Genomic DNA, 18,131 nt, shown 5'->3' with positions numbered 1-18,131 from the left:
CTGCCCGCGCCGCGCGTCCGTTCGCAACGCGCTCCCCCGCACATGATCGTGCTCCAACCTGGATGTAGTGGTTTCCCGGCACCAGGTGGCCACTACATCCTGGATCGAGCATGACCTTGGTGGGCGCGGATGCGCCGAACCCGGCTCCCGATCCCCCCAGCACCCCCTGCTGGTCGTCGAGAGCCGCCCACCATCAGGGGCGGACACGCGGGAGCCCCCGGTCCCGCTGGGGGACCGGGGGCTCCGGACGTCGTCAGCTCAGCCGGCCTGCTCGGCGAGTTGGAGGAACTGCCGCTTGGAGGCGAGGGCCTGCTCAGCCTCCTTGATCCGGCGTGCGTCCCCGGCGCTCTGCGCCCGGGCCAGCCGGTCCTCGGCCTCCGCCACCTGCGCCCGCATCTGGGCGAGCAGCGGGTTGTCCTCCTTGGTGGTGCGGCGCCACGCCGAGTCCATCACGTCACGGACCTTGTCGTCGATGACGCGCAGTCGGCGCTCCAGCCCGGCGGCTGCCTCGCGGGGCACCCGGCCGGCCTCGTGCCACTGGGCCTGGATCTCCCGCAGCTTGGCCTGGGCGCCCTTCGGGTCGGCGTCGATGTCCAACGCCTCGGCCTCGGCGATCAGGGCCTGCTTGCGCTCCAGGTTGCCGCGCTGCTCGTTGTCCCGTGCGGAGAAGACCTCGCTGCGCCGGCTGAAGAAGGCGTCCTGCGCACCCCGGAACCGTTCCCAGAGCTTCTGCTCGGCCTCCTTGGAGGCGCGCGGAGCGGCCTTCCACTGGGTCATCAGGTCCTTGAGCTGGTTGGCGGTGGCGGCCCAGTCGGTGGAGTCGGAGAGCTTCTCCGCTTCGGCGACCAACTCCTCCTTGGCGGTCTGGGCCTGCTTGCGCTGCGAGTCCAGGGAGGCGAAGTGGGCGCCGCGGCGGCGGGTGAAGCCGTCCCGGGCGGCGGCGAACCGCTTCCACAGCTCACCGTCGGCCTTCTTGTCGACCCCGCGGATGGTCTTCCACTCGTCGAGGATCTCCTTGAGCCGGTCCCCGGCGGTCTTCCACCCGGTGGATTCGGCGGCCAGCTTCTCGGCCTCCTCGACCAGCGCGGTCTTGCGGGCCAGGGCCTCGCCGCGAGCGGCGTCCCGGGCGGCGCGCGCCTCGCCGGCCTTCTCCTCGGCGAGGGTCGCCAGCTTGTCCAGGCGGGTGGCCAGCGCGTCGATGTCGCCGACCACGTTGGCCTCGGGCAGCGTGGCACGGATCCGCCGGATCGTGCTCAAGGAGTGCCCGGCGTCCGCCGCACCCGACTTGAGTCGCGCCTCGGTCAGGTCCACCTCGGTCACCAGGTCGGCGAAGCGACGGGCGAAGTGTGCCAGGCCCTCCTCCGGTGCTCCCGCCTGCCAGGATCCGACCACCCGCTCTCCCTCGGTGGTCTTGACGTACACGGTGCCGTCCGCGTCCACCCGTCCGAAGGCAGTCCAGTCGCTCATGTACCCATCCTCGTTCTCCCGGCGTCGAGGGATCGATCCCCCGTCGCCGCCACGGCGCAGCCAAGTTGCTTCCGGCATTGTCACAGGTCCGACCCGGTCCGCGTCGAGCGCCTATCGCCGACCGTGACCATACGGTGTCCTAGGGGCCGAATGACCGGATCGGCGCGGAGACGCACCGGGGATTCCCGCTACGGTGGACGGGTGCCACTGGTCGCTGCCGCCGTCTGCCCGCATCCGCCCCTGCTCGTGCCCGAGGTGGCCGGCTCCGCGGCCCCGGAGTTGGACGGTCTGCGGGCGGCCTGCGACACCGCCGTACGCCGGCTGTTGGCCGCCGATCCGGACATTGTGGTGCTGGTGGGCACCGGCCCGGTGACCGGCCCGATCCGCACCCCGGCGACCGGTTCTCTCCAGCCCTGGGGTGTCGACCTGGACGTGCCGTTGGTGCCAGACCTTCCGGACCGGGGCGCGGTGCTGCCGTTGAGCCTGACCATCGGCGCGTGGTTGCTGGCCCGTCACGACACCCGACCGCCGGTGACGGCAGTGCAGGTGGCCGCCGACGCCGGCCCGGCCGAGCTGGCCGCGCTCGCTGACGAGGTCGGCGCCGCCGGCGACCGGGTGGCGTCGCTGGTGCTCGGGGACGGGTCGGCCTGCCGGGGAGAGAAAGCACCCGGGTACGACGACGCGCGCGCCCTCCCGTACGACCAGAGTGTCGCCGCGGCGCTGGCCGACGCGGACCTGGACGCCCTGCTCGGCCTCGACCCGGTGGTGTCGACGGAGCTGAAGGCCGCCGGTCGCGCCCCCTGGCAGGTGCTCGCCGGCGCGGCCCGCGCGGCTGGCGGTGGGTGGCGTGGCGAGTTGCTGCACGACTCCGCTCCCTACGGGGTGGCCTACTTCGTGGCGTCCTGGGAGCGGGTGTGACGGGCACGGTTGTCGCTGTGGTCGGCCCGACCGCGGCTGGCAAGTCCGCGCTGAGCATCGCGTTGGCGCACGCCTTGGACGGCGAGGTGGTCAATGCGGACTCGATGCAGCTCTACCGGGGCATGGACATCGGCACCGCGAAGCTGACCCTCGCCGAGCGGGACGGGGTGCCGCATCACCTGCTGGACGTCTGGGACGTCACCGAGCCGGCGAGCGTCGCGGAGTACCAGCGACTGGCCCGCGCGGCGGTGGACGACATCCTGTCCCGGGGGCGGGTGCCGTTGCTGGTCGGTGGCTCCGGGCTGTACGTACGGGCGGTGCTGGAGCGCTTCGAGTTCCCCGGCACGGACGCGGCGCTGCGGGACCGGCTGGAACGGGAGTTGGCCGAGGTCGGCCCCGCCCCGCTGTACGCGCGGCTGCGCGCCGCCGACCCGGTCGCCGCCGAGGGCATCCTGCCTGGCAACGGCCGGCGGATCGTGCGGGCGCTGGAGGTGATCGAGCTCACCGGCGCGCCGTTCGCCGCCTCGCTGCCGCAGCCCACGCCGTACTACCCGTCGGTGCAGCTCGGCGTCGACCTGGACACCGGCCTGCTGGACGAGCGGATCGCCCTGCGGGTCGACCGGATGTGGGCCGACGGCCTGGTGCCGGAGACCCGTGAGCTGGTCGGGCGCGGGCTGGCCGGGGGGCGGACGGCGAGTCGGGCGCTCGGCTACCAGCAGGTGCTGCGCCTGCTCGCCGGTGAGCTGACCGAGGCGCAGGCGCACGAGGAGACGGTCCGGGCGACCCGGCGCTTCGTCCGCCGGCAGCGGTCCTGGTTCCGCCGTGACCCGCGGATCCACTGGCTGGACTCGACGACCCCGGACCTGATCGGGGCCGCCCTGCGTCTGGTGCCGGCCGCTGCGCGATGATGGGGGCGTGGAGTTCACCAAGGGCCACGGCACCGGCAACGACTTCGTCCTTCTTCCCGACCCGGACGGTCAGCTCGACCTGACCCCGGAGCTGGTCGCGGCGCTCTGCGACAGGCGTCGGGGCATCGGCGCGGACGGCGTGCTGCGGGTGGTCCGCGCGGCCAAGCATCCGGACGGCGCGGGTCTGGCCGGCGAGGCCGAGTGGTTCATGGACTACTGGAACGCCGACGGCTCGTTCGCCGAGATGTGTGGCAACGGCGCCCGGGTCTTCGTGCGCTACCTGCTCGACACCGGGTTGGCCACGCCGGCCGGCGCGGCGCTGCCGGTGGCGACCCGGGCCGGCGTCGTGCGTGCGCTGGTCGAGGGCGACGTCGTGTCCGTCGAGATGCGCCGACCCCAGGTGTACGACAGTTCCGCCGCCACCCTCGGCGGGCTGACCCTGGCCGGTGCGGTCGTGGACGTGGGCAACCCGCATCTGGTCTGCGTGTTGCCGGCCGGCGTGGAGCTGTCGGCGCTGGACCTGACCGTCGCGCCCGGGTTCGATCCGGCGGTCTTCCCGAGTGGGGTGAACGTGGAGTTCATCGTGGCGGGTGACCCGGTCGACGGCAGCGACGAGCACAGCCTGATGCGGGTGTACGAGCGCGGTAGCGCCGAGACCCTGTCCTGCGGCACCGGTGCCTGCGCGGTGGGTGCCGTGGCGCTGCGCGACGCCGGGCGAAACACCGGCGTGGTCGCGGTCGACGTGCCCGGAGGCCGCCTCACGGTGACGGTCACCGCCGACTCCTGCTGGCTCTCCGGCCCCGCCGTCCTGGTGGCCACCGGCGAGCTGAACCCAACAGCGCTCCGCCCCTAACAGCCCCCCACGCGCCCCACCCCCACCCCCACCCGTGTTGATCAAGAGGTTTGCGTCAGGTCTTGCGTACTTCCTGACGCAAACCTCTTGATCAACGGCGCGGTCGGTGGGGGTGGGCCGTTGGCGCGTTACGGGGTGGCGCTGGCGCTTGCCGCGATCTCGGGGAGGTCGGCGGGGCCGGGGTCGGCGGCCGGGAGCGGGCTCGGGTTGTGCGCGGCGGCGCGCACGGCGGCGGCGACCGCCGGGGCGACCCGGGAGTCGAACACGCTCGGCACGATCACCGTCGGGTTGATCTTCTCTTCGCCGACCACGTCCGCGATGGCCCGGGCGGCCGCGAGGGCCATCTCCTCGGTGAACTCCTCGGCGTGCGCGTCCAGCATGCCGCGGAACACCCCGGGGAACGCGAGCACGTTGTTGATCTGGTTCGGCTGGTCCGAGCGGCCGGTGGCGACCACTGCGGCGTGCTTGCGCGCCTCCCGTGGGTCGACCTCCGGGTCGGGGTTGGCCAGGGCGAAGACGATCGAGTCCTTCGCCATCTGCGCGATGTCGTCGCCGGTGAGCAGGTTCGGCGCGCTGACCCCGATGAACACGTCGGCGCCACGGATGGCACCGGGCAGGTCGCCCGAGTAGTTCTCCTTGTTGGTGTTCTCCGCCAGCCACTGCCACGCCGAGTTGAGCCCGGTCAGCCCACGGTGCAGGGCACCCTCCCGGTCGCACGCGATGATGTCGCCGACGCCCTGGCGCAGCAGCAGCTTCATGATCGCGGTGCCGGCCGCGCCGGCTCCGGAGACGACCACCCGGACGTCCTCGAGCCGCTTGCCCACCACCCGCAGCGCGTTGGTCAGCGCGGCCAGCACGCAGATCGCGGTGCCGTGCTGATCGTCGTGGAAGACCGGGATGTCCAGCGCCTCGCGCAGCCGGGCCTCGATCTCGAAGCAGCGCGGCGCGGCGATGTCCTCCAGGTTGATGCCGCCGTAGGCCGGCGCGATCGCCTTGACGATCTGCACGATCTCGTCGGTGTCCTGGGTGTCCAGCACCACCGGCCAGGCGTCCACCCCGCCGAAACGCTTGAACAGCGCGGCCTTGCCCTCCATCACCGGCAGCGACGCGGCCGGCCCGAGGTTGCCCAGGCCGAGCACCGCCGAGCCGTCGCTGACCACAGCGACGGTGTTGCGCTTGATGGTCAGTCGCCGGGCGTCGGCCGGGTTCTCGGCGATCGCCATGCAGACCCGGGCCACCCCCGGGGTGTACGCGCGCGACAGCTCGTCGCGGTTGCGCAGCGCGACCTTCGAGGTCACCTCGATCTTGCCGCCCAGGTGCAGCAGGAACGTCCGGTCCGACACCTTGCGCACGTCCACGCCATCCAGCGCGGTCAGCGCGTCGACCACCTGGTCGGCGTGCCCGGCGTCGGCGGTGTCGCAGGTCAGGTCGACGATCACGTGGGTCGGGTCCGAGTCCACCACGTCCAGCGCCGTGACGATCGCCCCGGCCTCGCCGACGGAGGTGGTGAGTCGGCCGATCGAGGAGGCGTCCGCGGTCACGGCGATCCGGATGGTGATCGAAAATCCGGCGCTGGGCAGTCGGGTGATGGCCACGGGATCCCTCCGTAACGGCTGTGCGGCCGTTCGGCCGCCGCCCGCATTTCTACCGGGTTGTCGCGGCCGACCAGCATTCGCCCCCACTTTTGGCGACCTTCACCATGGGCATATAGCAGGTGCGTTCGGCGTTGTGTCATGTCAGGATTACGTTCTACTTATCAAAACGGACAGGAGAACCGCTTGCGAGACCAGGAGAGCTTTGTCCCCGTCGAGGACGAGCTCGACGACGTCACCACCGGCGAGATGGAGCTGTCGGAGCGGCAGTCCCTCCGACGCGTCCCGGGCCTGTCAACCGAGCTCACCGACGTCACCGAGGTGGAATACCGCCAGCTGCGGCTGGAGCGGGTCGTCCTGGTGGGCGTCTGGACCGAAGGCACTGTCACCGACGCGGAAAACTCGCTGACCGAGCTAGCCGCGCTGGCCGAGACCGCCGGTTCGCAGGTGCTCGAAGGGCTCATCCAACGTCGTACCCGACCCGACCCGGCCACGTACATCGGCCGTGGCAAGGTCGACGACCTTGGCGCGGTGGTGCTTTCCACCGGCGCCGACACGGTCATCTGTGACGGTGAGCTGTCCCCGTCGCAGCTGCGCAACCTGGAGCAGCGCACCAAGGTCAAGGTCGTCGACCGCACCGCGCTGATCCTCGACATCTTCGCCCAGCACGCCAAGAGCAAGGAAGGTAAGGCGCAGGTCGAGCTGGCCCAGCTCCAATACCTGCTGCCCCGACTGCGCGGTTGGGGTGAGACGCTCTCCCGGCAGACCGGTGGTTCCGGCCGCGGTGGTGGCGCCGGTGGCGGTGTGGGTGTTCGTGGTCCCGGTGAGACCAAGCTGGAGACCGACCGGCGGCGCATCCGTCACCGCATCTCCCGGCTGCGTCGTGAGATCAAGAGCATGAAGACGGTCCGCGTGACCAAGCGTGCCCGGCGTTCCCGCAACTCCGTTCCCGCGGTCGCCATCGCCGGCTACACCAACGCCGGCAAGTCCAGCCTGCTCAACCGGCTGACCGGCGCGGGCGTGCTGGTGGAGAACGCGCTGTTCGCCACGCTGGACCCGACGACCCGCAAGGCCACCACCTCGGACGGGCGGCTCTACACCCTCTCCGACACCGTCGGCTTCGTCCGACACCTCCCGCACCAGATCGTCGAGGCGTTCCGTTCGACGTTGGAGGAGGTCGCGGAGGCGGATCTGGTGGTGCACGTCGTGGACGGCACCCACCCGGATCCGGAGGAGCAGGTTCGGGCGGTCCACGCGGTGCTTGCCGAGGTCAGCGCGGACCGGCTTCCCGAGCTGTTGGTGGTCAACAAAACCGACGCGGCCGACGAGGACACTCTGCTGCGGCTCAAGCGGCTCTGGCCGGACGCGATCTTCGTGTCCGCGCACTCGGGGCGCGGCATGGACGAGCTGCGCGCGGCGATCGAGGAGCGGCTACCGAGTCCGGCCGTGGAGGTCCGGGCCGTGCTGCCGTACGACCGGGGCGACCTGGTCGCTCGGGCGCACCGCACTGGTGAGGTGCTCAGCACGTCGCACCTGCCGGAGGGCACTCTGCTGCACGTCCGCGTCGGCGCGGAGCTTGCGGCGGAGCTGACGGCCTTCGACGTGGAGCGGCAGGGGCAGGCGGCCGGCAGCCGGTCCTGAGCGGCCACGGCGTCATCCACCGGAAACGCGCGGCATGCGACACTGGCCGAATGCGCCGCGTTGTTTCCTCGGTCACGGTTGCCCTCGGCCTGCTCGGGGCAACCGTGGCGCTCGCCGGAGTCGCCGCAGCGGCTCCCGCCCCTGGGGCGTCCGGGCCGCCCGCAGCGAACCCTGGCCAGAAGCGATGCACGATCGCCGACGAGCGCCTACGGGAGCTGTCCGGGCTGGTGGCCACCAAGAGTGGCTACATCGTCATCAACGACGGCACCGACGTCGCGGCGCGCAAGCGTGTGTTCTTCCTCGACAGCAAGTGCAAGATCTCGAAGGAGCCGGTCCGCTACTCGGGGCAGGGTCCGTTCGACACCGAGGATCTCGCCCTGTCCAAGGACGGCCGCACCCTCTGGATCGCCGACACCGGTGACAACCCCGACTCGAAGGAGCGCCGCAGCCGCGTCGCACTCTGGTCGATGCCGGTCACCGGCGCCAAGCAGCCGACGCTGCACCGGCTCTCCTACCCGGAGGCCAAACCGCACGACGCTGAGGCGCTGCTCATCGGCGACGACGGAAAACCGCTGATCATCACCAAGGTGACCAGTGGCAAGGCCGAGATCTACACGCCGTCGGCGGCCCTCAAGAGCGGCGACACCGACCCGGTGCCGATGCGTAAGGCCGGCGAGCTCACGCTGCCGAAGACCCAGACGGAGAACACCCTCAACACGTTCGGACGGATTGCCATCACCGGCGCATCGAGGGCACCGGACGGCTCCCGGGTGGTTCTGCGCACGTACGCGGACGCCTTCGAGTTCGACGTGACCGGTGGCGACATCGTGGGCGCGCTCACCACCGGCAAGCCGCGGGTGACGCCGCTGGCCGACCCGTTCGGCGAGGCCATCAGCTACACCTCGGATGGAAAGTCGTTCCTCACCGTCTCCGACGCGGGCCGGTTCACCGAAGACGAGCCGGTCGACATCCTCGGCTACACCCCGTCCACGTCGACCGCCGCGCCGCTGAGTGCGGAGGACGGCGGCAAGCCGGCCGCCTCGAAGTCCTGGACCGACGGGCTGAGCCTCGACGACATCACGTACCTGGTCGGGGCGGTCGGGCTGATCGGCCTTCTGTTGGTCGCCGCCGGAATCTTCGGCATCGTTCGCGCCCGCCGTCGGCCGCCGACCGCTGACGAGTCCGACCCGTCGGAGCCGGACGGTGATTCGTTCGGCCCGCGCGCCGGCCGCGCCGTTGACGGGTTCCCGGCCGACGACGACCGCAGGCGTGGTGTCTACGGGGGTGGCGTGCCGGCCGGCGGCGCGGTCTACGGCGGCGGTGCGGGTCGCGGTGGCCCGGCCCCGGCGGGTGGTGCGGCTCGTGGCGGCCCGGCCCCGGCGGGTGGTGCCGTGTACGGCGGCGGCGGACGGCCGCCCTCGGCTGACGGCGGCTACGGTGCGGCGCGACCGGACGGCGGCGGTCCAGGCGTTTACGGCGGTGGCGGTCGTCCCCCGGCTGGTGGCGGTGGTCGTCCCCCGGCTGGCGGTGGCGGTGGTCGTCCCCCGGCTGGCGGCGGTGGCCGTCCCCCGGCCAGTGGTGGCGGTCGTCCGCAGGGCGGTGGTGGCCGTCCTGGCGGTGGCGTCTACGGCGGCGACGGCGGTCAGCCCGGTCGCGCGGAGCCGCCCCGGCGCGGAGGGCAGGAGCCCGACCACCGTGGCCAGCGGCCCGGCCGCCGACGTGACGACGACGCGCCTGTGGACCCGTACGGGCAGTATCCCGGGGGCGGTCGCGGTCCCCGAGGCGACCGTTACTGATCGACGTTGAGGCGCTCACCCGCCCTGACGAGTGGTGCGGGTGAGCGCCGTCGGCACCCACCCGCCAAGGTCAGATCCGGCGTAGCACCGCCACGACTCGTCCCATGATGGTGGCGTCATCGCCGGGGATCGGGTCGAAGGCCGGGTTCTGCGGCATCAGCCAGACGTGCCCGTCGCGCCGCCGGTAGGTCTTCACTGTCGCCTCGCCGTCGAGCATGGCGGCCACGATCTCGCCGGAGTCGGCGGTCGGCTGTTGCCGGACGACCACCCAGTCGCCGTCGCAGATCGCCGCGTCGAGCATCGAGTCGCCCTTGACCTGGAGCATGAAGACCTCGCCCTCACCCACCAGCTCGCGGGGGAGGGGGAAGATGTCCTCCACTGCCTGCTCGGCGAGGATCGGCCCACCGGCGGCGATCCGGCCGAGCATCGGCACGTACGCCGGGGTGGGCCGCTGTGCTCTCGACAGCTCGTCGTCGATCGCCTCGCTGGGGGCGCGGACGTCCACCGCGCGCGGCCGGTTCGGGTCGCGGCGCAGGAAGCCCTTCTTCTCCAGCTCCTTGAGCTGGTAGGCGACGCTGGACGGCGACACCAGGCCGACCGCCTCGCCGATCTCGCGGACGCTCGGCGGGTAGCCGTGACGTTCCACCCAGTTGCGGATGAACTCCAGGATGCGCCGTTGCCGGGCGGTCAGGTCAACCGTCGCCGGGTCGGGGAAGGCGCTGACCACCGGGGTGACCGGACGCACGGCGGGCTGACCCGTCCGGCTGCGCGCGGCGCTGCGGCGTCGGGTGGCTGGCGGGCCCGCCTCGGTGATCTGCTGCGGGCTCTTCGGCCGGCTGGCCCGGTCCTCGGTCACGTCCGTCCTCCCTGGTCGGCGCTGGGTGCCTCGTCGGCTCGTGGTGCGTGCGGTGGTGCCACGTTGTTCATGACCGTATAGGTGAGATCAGTCATTTTCAAACATCTGTACGACCTCTCACCGGCGTGTCGGGGTGAAAAAGCGCTCCGGTCGTACGGATGTTCTGATAAATGGTACGTCAGGTAGCACTGGTGTTCGATCCTGGATCATTTTCCGGCCGTGTTCGGCCGGTTGGCCGGTAACTCGAGCGGCATCGTGACGTTGGGTCTTCGGGCGTTGTGCGGTGCGTTGGTGACCGGTTGGTCCGTGACGCGCCGGACACGCCGGCCAACTTGACCCGGCTTCCCCAGCGACATACGGTCGACCCCTAGATGTAGTAGTGACACGGGCGTAAGTTGCCTACAGGTTGGGTCTGACTACCGACCGCACTCCCGTAACGTCGATCACGGCGGGCGTCATCCGAGGATGGCACCGTCGTGGTGAGTCGTGCCCGGGGGTGTGTTCCGGTGTGCTCGCGGTTGATCATTATTTGGAGGTGGGCGATGCGGTGTCCGTACTGCCGGCACGCTGACTCCCGGGTGGTCGACTCGCGGGAGGCCGACGACGGCCAGCTCATCCGACGGCGGCGGTCCTGCCCGGAGTGCGGCAAGCGGTTCACCACCGTCGAGGAGGCGGTCCTCGCGGTCGTCAAGCGCAGCGGGGTGACCGAGCCGTTCAGTCGCACGAAGATCATCGGCGGGGTGCGTAAGGCGTGCCAGGGCCGGCCGGTGGACGACGACTCGCTCGCGCTGCTCGCGCAGCGGGTGGAGGAGACGGTCCGGGCCAAGGGGGCCGCCGAGATCCCCAGCCACGACGTGGGCCTGGCGATCCTGGGTCCGCTACGCGACCTGGACGAGATCGCCTACCTGCGGTTCGCCAGCGTCTACCGCTCGTTCGACTCGCTCGCCGACTTCGAGCGCGAGATCGAGACGTTGCGGGCCGCGGCGCGAGCCCGGGAGCAGGGCCGGGCCGATGCGGTTGAGGCCGCCGGCCGTACCAGCTGAGACTTCACGGTTTTTCAAGAGATTGGGACGCGCGGTGGGTGACCGCGCAGACGAGGGGGGCGACGGCGTGACTACTAGCCGTTCACGAAGCAAGGCAGGCGCGGGGCTGAAGATCGAGCGGGTGTGGACGACCGAGGGGGTCCACCCGTACGACGAGGTCTCCTGGGAGCGCCGTGACGTCGTGATGACGAACTGGCGGGACGGCTCGATCAACTTCGAGCAGCGTGGGGTGGAGTTCCCGGAGTCGTGGAGCGTCAACGCGGCGAACATCGTGACCACCAAGTACTTCCGGGGAGCGGTGGGGACCCCGGAGCGGGAGTGGTCGCTCAGGCAGTTGATCGACCGGGTGGTCACCACCTACCGCACCGCGGGTGAGGAGTACGGCTACTTCGCCAGCCCGGCCGACGCCGAGGTGTTCGCGCACGAGCTGACCTGGATGCTGCTGAACCAGGTGTTCAGCTTCAACTCGCCGGTCTGGTTCAACGTCGGCACGCCGTCGCCGCAGCAGGTCAGCGCCTGCTTCATCCTGGCCGTCGACGACTCGATGGACTCGATCCTCGACTGGTACAAGGAGGAGGGGCTGATCTTCAAGGGCGGCTCCGGCTCCGGGGTCAACCTGTCGCGGATCCGCTCGTCCCGTGAGCTGCTCTCCTCCGGCGGCAACGCCTCCGGCCCGGTCAGCTTCATGCGCGGCGCGGACGCCTCCGCCGGCACCATCAAGTCCGGCGGCGCGACCCGCCGGGCGGCCAAGATGGTCATCATCGACGTCGACCACCCGGACATCCAGGAGTTCGTTGTCACGAAGGCGCGCGAGGAGGACAAGATCCGCGCGCTGCGTGACGCCGGGTTCGACATGGACCTCGGTGGTTCCGACATCGTCAGCGTGCAGTACCAGAACGCCAACAACTCGGTCCGGGTCTCCGACGAGTTCATGTCGGCGGTCGAGAACGGCAAGGGCTTCGACCTGCGCGGCCGGCTGGACGGCTCGGTGATCGAGACCGTCGACGCCAAGAACCTGTTCCGCTCCATCTCCCAGGCAGCCTGGGAGTGCGCCGACCCCGGTCTGCAGTACGACGACACGATCAACGACTGGCACACCTGCCCGGAGACCGGGCGGATCACCGCGTCGAACCCGTGCTCGGAGTACCTGCACCTGGACAACTCCTCGTGCAACCTGGCCTCGCTCAACCTGATGAAGTTCCTCCGCGCCGACGGTGGCTTCGAGGTGGAGAAGTTCGTCAAGTCCGTCGAGTTCGTCATCACCGCGATGGACATCTCGATCTGCTTCGCGGACTTCCCGACCGAGAAGATCGGTGAGACGTCCCGCGCCTACCGGCAGCTCGGCATCGGCTACGCCAACCTGGGCGCCCTGCTGATGGCGACCGGCCTGCCGTACGACTCGGACCAGGGCCGCTCGGTCGCCGCGTCGATCACGTCCCTGATGACCGGCACCGCCTACCGCCGTTCGGCCGAGCTGGCCGGCGTCGTCGGCCCGTACGACGGCTACGCCCGCAACGCCGAGCCGCACAAGCGGGTCATGCGTAAGCACGCCGCGGCCAACGACGAGATCAAGCCGACCAGCCCGGTGGCCACCGCGATCGTCCGCGAGGCGACCAAGCAGTGGACCCAGGGCAACAAGATCGGTGATAAGAACGGTTGGCGCAACGCGCAGGCGAGCGTCCTCGCCCCGACCGGCACGATCGGCTTCATGATGGACTGCGACACGACCGGCGTGGAGCCGGACCTGGCGCTGGTCAAGTTCAAGAAGCTGGTCGGCGGCGGCTCGATGCAGATCGTCAACCAGACGGTGCCGCGGGCCCTGCGCAGCCTTGGCTACCCCGAGGAGCAGGTCGAGGCGATCGTCGAGCACATCGCCGACCACGGCCACGTGGTGGACGCCCCCGGCCTCAAGCCGGAGCACTACCCGGTCTTCGACTGCGCCATGGGGGAGCGGACGATCGCCCCGATGGGTCACGTGCGGATGATGGCGGCCATCCAGCCGTTCGTCTCCGGCGCCATCTCCAAGACGGTCAACATGCCGGAGGCGGCCACCGTCGAGGACGTCGAGAAGATCTACTTCGAGGGCTGGAAGCTCGGCCTCAAGGCGCTGGCGATCTACCGGGACAACTGCAAGGTCGGCCAGCCGCTCTCGGTGGCCAAGTCCAACAAGGCCACCGCGCCGGCCGCCGTCGAGACCGCAGCGGCCGCGCCGGCCGCTGTCGAGAAGGTCATCGAGTACCGGCCGGTGCGTAAGCGCCTGCCGAAGAAGCGCCCGTCCGAGACGGTCAGCTTCTCCGTCGGTGGCGCCGAGGGCTACCTGACCGCGTCGTCCTACCCGGACGACGGCCTCGGTGAGGTCTTCCTGAAGATGTCCAAGCAGGGCTCGACCCTGGCCGGCGTGATGGACGCCTTCTCGGTGGCCATCAGCATCGGCCTCCAGTACGGCGTGCCGCTGGAGACGTTCGTCAGCAAGTTCACCAACATGCGCTTCGAGCCGGCCGGTATGACCGACGACCCGGACGTGCGGATGGCGGCCTCGGTGATGGACTACATCTTCCGTCGCCTGGCGCTGGACTTCCTGCCCTACGAGCGTCGCGCCGAGCTGGGCATCTTCACCGCCACGGAGCGGGCCGCGCAGCTGCGGGCCGAGGCCGACGCGGAGGCTGCCGGCGTCACCGGCGCCGAGCTCACCGCGATGGCGTCCTCCGCGCCGGTGGCGACCCCGGCCAAGCCGGAGGCTGTCGCCCAGCCGGCGCAGGAGATGGCCGACGTGGCCGCCGCCAAGCCGGCTCCGAGCGTGGGCTCCAGCACCGAACTGCTGGAGGCCGTGATCGGCAAGGCCGCCGACGCGCCGCTCTGCTTCACCTGCGGTACGAAGATGCGCCCCGCCGGTAGCTGCTACGTCTGCGAGGGCTGCGGCTCCACCAGCGGCTGCAGCTGACGTACGCGAAACGCGGCGCTGCCCCGGCTCCCTCGTGGGAGTCGGGGCAGCGCCGTTTCCGGGTCCTCTGGAGGTTCGCGCGGGAGGGCATGTTGTCGTTGGCCGTGATGCCTGTGAGTCATCTTGATGACTCACAGGCATCACGCTCGTCAGGGTGTTGCGCGGTGGGCTGCCAGGCGGGCCATCGGCTCAGGGAAGCCGGGACGGCGGGTGATCTAGCTCGCTCGCTCGGCGGCGCGCACCGCATTGCGGAACAGCATCGCGACGGTGGTCGGACCGACCCCGCCGACCCGGGGCGTGATGGCGCCGGCGACCTCGGCGCACGCTTCGTCCACGTCCGGTAGGAGGCGCCGGCCTTCGTAGCGGACGCCGGCGCCGATGACGACGGCGCCGGGCTTGACGTGCTCAGGCCGCACGATCCCGGGTACGCCGGCGGCGGCCACGAGGATGTCGGCGCGGCGGGTGTAGCGGGCCCAGTCGGGCACACCTGTGTGGACGACGGTGACGGCGGCGTTGGCGGTCGGGCGCTTCTGAGCGAGCAGCATGGCCAGGGGGCGGCCCAGGGTGGCGCCGCGGCCGAGGATGACGACCTCACGACCGGCGACGGGGATCTCGTAGTAGGCCAGCAGGGCTTCGATGCCGGCGGGAGTGCACGGCAGCGGGCCGGGCAGGCCGACGGCGAGACGCCCCATGTTCAGCGGATGCATGCCGTCGACGTCCTTTTCCGGGTCGATGGTCAGCAACGCCGCGTCGTAGTCCAGGTGCCCCGGAACGGGGTACTGCACGAGCAGTCCGTGTACGGCCGGATCGTTGTTGAATCGGGCAATGGTCTGGTGTAGCTCGGCCTGGGTGGCGGTGGCCGGCAGATGCACGTGCGGGGACGCGAACCCGAGCGCGGCAGCCTGGCGTTGCTTGATGGCGATGTAGCCGGCGCTGGCGTCGTCGTCACCGACGAGGATGGTGGCGAGGCTCGGTGTGATGCCGCGGTTGCGCAGGCGGGCGGCTGCGTCGGCGGTCTCGGCCAGGACGGCTTCGGCGACGGGTGCACCCGGCAGCAGGCGGGCCGTGCCCGACGGGGTGTGCTGTTCTGTGGATTCGCTGGTCGTGGTCATGATGGTTCCTCGACGCAGGCGCCCAGGCGGTCGACGCCCGCGAGAGGCTCCCCGATGGTTCCACCATCCCCGTGCCGCCAGTCGCCGGTGGTTCGATGATGCCGCATCACCAGGGCGGTTGCCCAATTGGACCAGCAGTGCCGCCGTCAGCGCCGGGCGGATCCGCACCCGCCGTCCGAATGGTTCGGTAACACCCGTGCTCCGGCTTACGAAGAAGGGGTGTGAAGGCTACGAGGGAGGACGGCCTGTGAGTGAGCCGAGCCGAGCCGACGACGACATTTCCGGCATCGGAGCCGATCCGGTGGCCTTCGAGGTCTTCTACCGGCGGCACCTGGAGGCCGTGGGCCGGTTCGTGGCGCGGCGGGTCGACGACCCACACCTCGCCGCCGACCTCACCGCCGACGTGTTCCTGGCGGTGATCGAGTCGGCGGCCGGGTACCGACCGGACCGGGGTAGCCAGATCGGCTGGCTGTACGGGGTGGCCCGCAACGTCATCGGCGACGAGCGGCGTCGGGCGGCCCAACGGCTGCGGGTGACCGGACGGCTGGCCGGACGACGGGACCTGGGCCCCGACGACATCGCCCGGATCGAGGAGCGGATCGACGCCGAGTCGGCGGCCCGCCGCACCCATCGGGCGCTGAGCGAGCTGCCCGAGGGCACCCGGACGCTCGTCGAACTCGTCGCCGTGGACGGCCTCACCGTCGCGGAGGCGGCGACGGTGCTCGGGATGTCACCGGTCGCCGCTCGGGTCCGCCTGCATCGTGCCCGCCGGGTCGTCCGCGCCGTGCTCGCCCGCCCGGTCACCACCCTCGCCTGATGAGACGGAGATGACGATGAACGAGACCGAACGGTCGCCGCAGGGTTTCGAGGAGCAGCTCCTCAGGGATCTGACCGCACACGTCGCCCAGCGGGCCGAGATGGCGTCGGCGGCCCGTCTCGTCGGACGGCGTACCCGGTTTCTGCGCGGTTGGCGCCTTGCCGGAGCGTTCGGGCTGGCGGTCGCGCTGACCGCCGGTGCGCTGGTGGTGCAGACGGTCAGGGTGGGCGACCAGCCGCCGCCGACGGCCAGCGCGTCGGAGATCTTCCACTTGGCCGCCGACGCGGCCCGGCAGCAGCCGGAACTCACCGCCCGACCCGATCAGTACGTCTTCACGGAATCCCTGGCGACAATCCGGGACCTGCCGGACAGCGGCCCTTACCAGACCATTCGGAACCAACTGTGGGAGTCGGCCGGCGGGGTCGCGTACACGCAGGGACGCTACCGACCGGAGAGCGACCCGAACGGGTGGAGCGAGCTGAGGGAGCTCCGGATGGGCGATGCCGCCGATCCCACGAAGAAGCTCGACGCGTTCCAGCCGCCCGCGTACCACGGCAACCTGCCCACCGATCCGGATGAGCTGCTTCGATACCTTCGGGAAAACCCGGTCGACCTGCATCTCCCCGAAGGCGCCGATGAGGAGGCCGTGTACGGGGACGAGAGCATGGTGTACACCACCGCGCGGTCGATGCTCGACGGCTACGTGCCGCCCCGAGCGCTGGCGGCGCTGTTCGAACTGCTGGCGCGGGAGCCCGGAGCGGTCGTCATATCGGGCGACGTGGTGGACGCCGCAGGTCGACACGGGGTGGCGATCCGGATGCCCGGCGTGATCGGTGGCAACGAGGACTTCCTCTTCGACCGCGACACCCACGTCTTCCTGGGCCGCCGTGGGTCGGTGGTGCGCAACGGCAAGGAGTCCCTGCACACGGCTGTCGCGCTACTCCGCGTCGCCATCGTGGACCGGCCGGGCCAGCTGCCGTGAGCGGGCCGGTCACCTCGGACCCGTCAGGGCTGGGCGAACAGGGGGCCGTAGTTCGAGCGGAACATCTGCTCGCCGAGGCGGCGCATCACCAGGTCGCGCAGCGAGGGCGGGAGCCCGGTGGCCCTGTCCCGGCGGTGGGTCTGACTGAGCACCCAGTTGGTACGCGGGCGACGCCGCGCCTCGAAACCACGCAGCGCGTCGGCGACGGAATCGGCGGCGGCCAACGACAACGCGAGCACGACCGCGTCCTCCACGGCCATCGCCGCGCCCTGGGCCATGTTCGGCGAGGTGGCGTGGGCGGCGTCGCCGACCAGCAGCACCGGCCCCCGGGACCAGGATTCGAGCACGACCTCCTGGTTCGGCCCGGCGTGCAGGGTGCCGTCGTCGTAGTCGAGGGCCTTGAGCATGGTGGCCACCGGCTCGGTGAACGTCGCGGCCAGCTCGTCGCGCCAGCCGGGCCGATCGGCCACCGGGCCGTCGTTGTAGTAGCAGTACGTCTGCTCGGCGCTGATCGGGATGGTCAGGAACTGCCTGCCGCGCCCCAACTGCACCGACCAGACCGGCTCGTCGCCGAGGCGGGGAGCGACCCACCGGTACGCGTACTGGCCGAGGTCGCGGGCCACCTGGCCGTCGAAGGCGAGTCGGCGGACCGTCGAGTTCACCCCGTCCGCGCCGACCACCAGGTCGTACCGTCCGGTGCTGTCGTCGTCGAACTCGACGGCGACCTGGTCGCCCTCTTGCAGAAGTGCGACCGGCTGGCGGCCCCAGCGGATCGGGGCGTCGCCGACGCCGTCGAGCAGCGCCCGGTGCAGCTGTGCCCGGGGCAGCGACACGCACGGCCCGACGCCCCGCCACAGCGCGGCCACGTCGATGTCGAAGAGGCGACGCCCGCGCTGGTTGGCGCTGCGCTGCCGGGTGATCTCCACGGCGACGTCGGCGACCGGCTCCCGCAGACCGAGTACGTCGAGCATCCGCGTCGCGTTGCCGGTGAGGTACATGCCGGTGCCGGAGTCGGTCGGCTCGGAGGCCCGCTCGACCACGTCGATCGTCGCGCCCCACTCGCGTAGCGCGGCCATCGCCGCCAGTCCGGCGACACCTCCACCGACGATCAGTACCCGGACTCCGTCACCCCGCACGACACGTTCCTCCCCGTTGCCCCTGCCCGCACCCCGACTGAGCTGCTGCTCAACGGTCCAGCCGCCGCA

14 protein-coding genes are annotated in these 18,131 nt (G+C 71.1%); 9 read left to right on the top strand and 5 right to left on the bottom strand.

Features of this window, described 5'->3' with window-relative positions:
- Window positions 1-258: 258 nt before the first annotated feature.
- Window positions 259-1,467: a DUF349 domain-containing protein gene (locus tag OG992_RS13020; protein WP_238687092.1), complete on the bottom strand. Its 1,209-nt coding sequence runs from the start codon at window positions 1,465-1,467 to the stop codon at window positions 259-261.
- A 150-nt stretch (window positions 1,468-1,617) separates the two neighbouring features.
- Here OG992_RS13020 and OG992_RS13015 point away from each other — a divergent pair, with 150 nt between their 5' ends.
- Genes OG992_RS13015 through dapF form a run of 3 tightly spaced genes read left to right on the top strand, consistent with a single transcriptional unit; the run spans window position 1,618 to window position 4,146 of the window.
- Window positions 1,618-2,385: a hypothetical protein gene (locus tag OG992_RS13015; protein WP_266303350.1), complete on the top strand. Its 768-nt coding sequence runs from the start codon at window positions 1,618-1,620 to the stop codon at window positions 2,383-2,385.
- A complete protein-coding gene (gene miaA / locus OG992_RS13010; protein WP_238687090.1) occupies window positions 2,382-3,293 on the top strand; it encodes a tRNA (adenosine(37)-N6)-dimethylallyltransferase MiaA in 912 nt (303 codons plus the stop codon). The genes OG992_RS13015 and miaA overlap by 4 nt, the downstream gene beginning before the upstream one ends.
- Window positions 3,294-3,300: 7 nt before the next feature.
- On the top strand, window positions 3,301-4,146 hold the full coding sequence (gene dapF / locus OG992_RS13005; RefSeq protein WP_238687089.1) for a diaminopimelate epimerase: 846 nt from the start codon (window positions 3,301-3,303) through the stop codon (window positions 4,144-4,146).
- 128 nt (window positions 4,147-4,274) lie between these two features.
- Here the strand turns inward: dapF and OG992_RS13000 are convergent, their stop codons facing one another.
- Window positions 4,275-5,741 (bottom strand): NAD-dependent malic enzyme, encoded by a 1,467-nt coding sequence (locus OG992_RS13000; RefSeq protein ID WP_238683385.1) that lies wholly within the window; start codon window positions 5,739-5,741, stop codon window positions 4,275-4,277.
- Between the two features lie 183 nt (window positions 5,742-5,924).
- Between OG992_RS13000 and hflX the strand changes: the two genes are divergently transcribed.
- Together hflX and OG992_RS12990 are read left to right on the top strand one after the other, a co-directional pair.
- A complete protein-coding gene (hflX, locus tag OG992_RS12995; protein WP_238683384.1) occupies window positions 5,925-7,379 on the top strand; it encodes a GTPase HflX in 1,455 nt (484 codons plus the stop codon).
- A gap of 50 nt (window positions 7,380-7,429) precedes the next feature.
- Window positions 7,430-9,175 (top strand): hypothetical protein, encoded by a 1,746-nt coding sequence (locus tag OG992_RS12990; protein ID WP_266303349.1) that lies wholly within the window; start codon window positions 7,430-7,432, stop codon window positions 9,173-9,175.
- A 70-nt stretch (window positions 9,176-9,245) separates the two neighbouring features.
- Here the strand turns inward: OG992_RS12990 and lexA are convergent, their stop codons facing one another.
- Window positions 9,246-10,031 (bottom strand): transcriptional repressor LexA, encoded by a 786-nt coding sequence (lexA, locus tag OG992_RS12985; protein WP_030489395.1) that lies wholly within the window; start codon window positions 10,029-10,031, stop codon window positions 9,246-9,248.
- Window positions 10,032-10,573: 542 nt separating this feature from the next.
- Between lexA and nrdR the strand changes: the two genes are divergently transcribed.
- Together nrdR and OG992_RS12975 are read left to right on the top strand one after the other, a co-directional pair.
- Window positions 10,574-11,074: a transcriptional regulator NrdR gene (gene nrdR / locus OG992_RS12980; RefSeq protein ID WP_091400542.1), complete on the top strand. Its 501-nt coding sequence runs from the start codon at window positions 10,574-10,576 to the stop codon at window positions 11,072-11,074.
- A gap of 34 nt (window positions 11,075-11,108) precedes the next feature.
- Complete coding sequence (locus OG992_RS12975; protein ID WP_266303348.1) at window positions 11,109-14,015, top strand: vitamin B12-dependent ribonucleotide reductase; 2,907 nt, start codon at window positions 11,109-11,111, stop codon at window positions 14,013-14,015.
- A gap of 215 nt (window positions 14,016-14,230) precedes the next feature.
- Here OG992_RS12975 and OG992_RS12970 read toward each other — a convergent pair whose 3' ends face one another.
- On the bottom strand, window positions 14,231-15,127 hold the full coding sequence (locus tag OG992_RS12970; RefSeq protein ID WP_266303347.1) for a bifunctional 5,10-methylenetetrahydrofolate dehydrogenase/5,10-methenyltetrahydrofolate cyclohydrolase: 897 nt from the start codon (window positions 15,125-15,127) through the stop codon (window positions 14,231-14,233).
- 247 nt (window positions 15,128-15,374) lie between these two features.
- Here OG992_RS12970 and OG992_RS12965 point away from each other — a divergent pair, with 247 nt between their 5' ends.
- Together OG992_RS12965 and OG992_RS12960 are read left to right on the top strand one after the other, a co-directional pair.
- Entirely contained in the window at window positions 15,375-15,944 is a 570-nt protein-coding gene (locus tag OG992_RS12965; RefSeq protein WP_266303346.1) for an RNA polymerase sigma factor, read from the top strand.
- Window positions 15,945-15,954: 10 nt separating this feature from the next.
- On the top strand, window positions 15,955-16,926 hold the full coding sequence (locus OG992_RS12960) for a CU044_5270 family protein (RefSeq protein ID WP_266303345.1): 972 nt from the start codon (window positions 15,955-15,957) through the stop codon (window positions 16,924-16,926).
- Between the two features lie 23 nt (window positions 16,927-16,949).
- On the opposite strand, the gene OG992_RS12955 is transcribed toward OG992_RS12960, so the two are convergent.
- Window positions 16,950-18,062 carry an FAD-dependent monooxygenase gene (locus OG992_RS12955; RefSeq protein ID WP_266303344.1) on the bottom strand — a complete coding sequence of 371 codons (1,113 nt, stop codon included), beginning with the start codon at window positions 18,060-18,062 and terminating at the stop codon, window positions 16,950-16,952.
- Between the last annotated feature and the right edge of the window lie 69 nt (window positions 18,063-18,131).

The organism is Micromonospora sp. NBC_00362, assembly GCF_026342155.1.
Classification (GTDB): Bacteria; Actinomycetota; Actinomycetes; order Mycobacteriales; family Micromonosporaceae; genus Micromonospora; species Micromonospora hortensis.
Note: the sequence above shows the minus strand (reverse complement) of the source record. Positions and strands in the feature narration are given on the sequence as shown.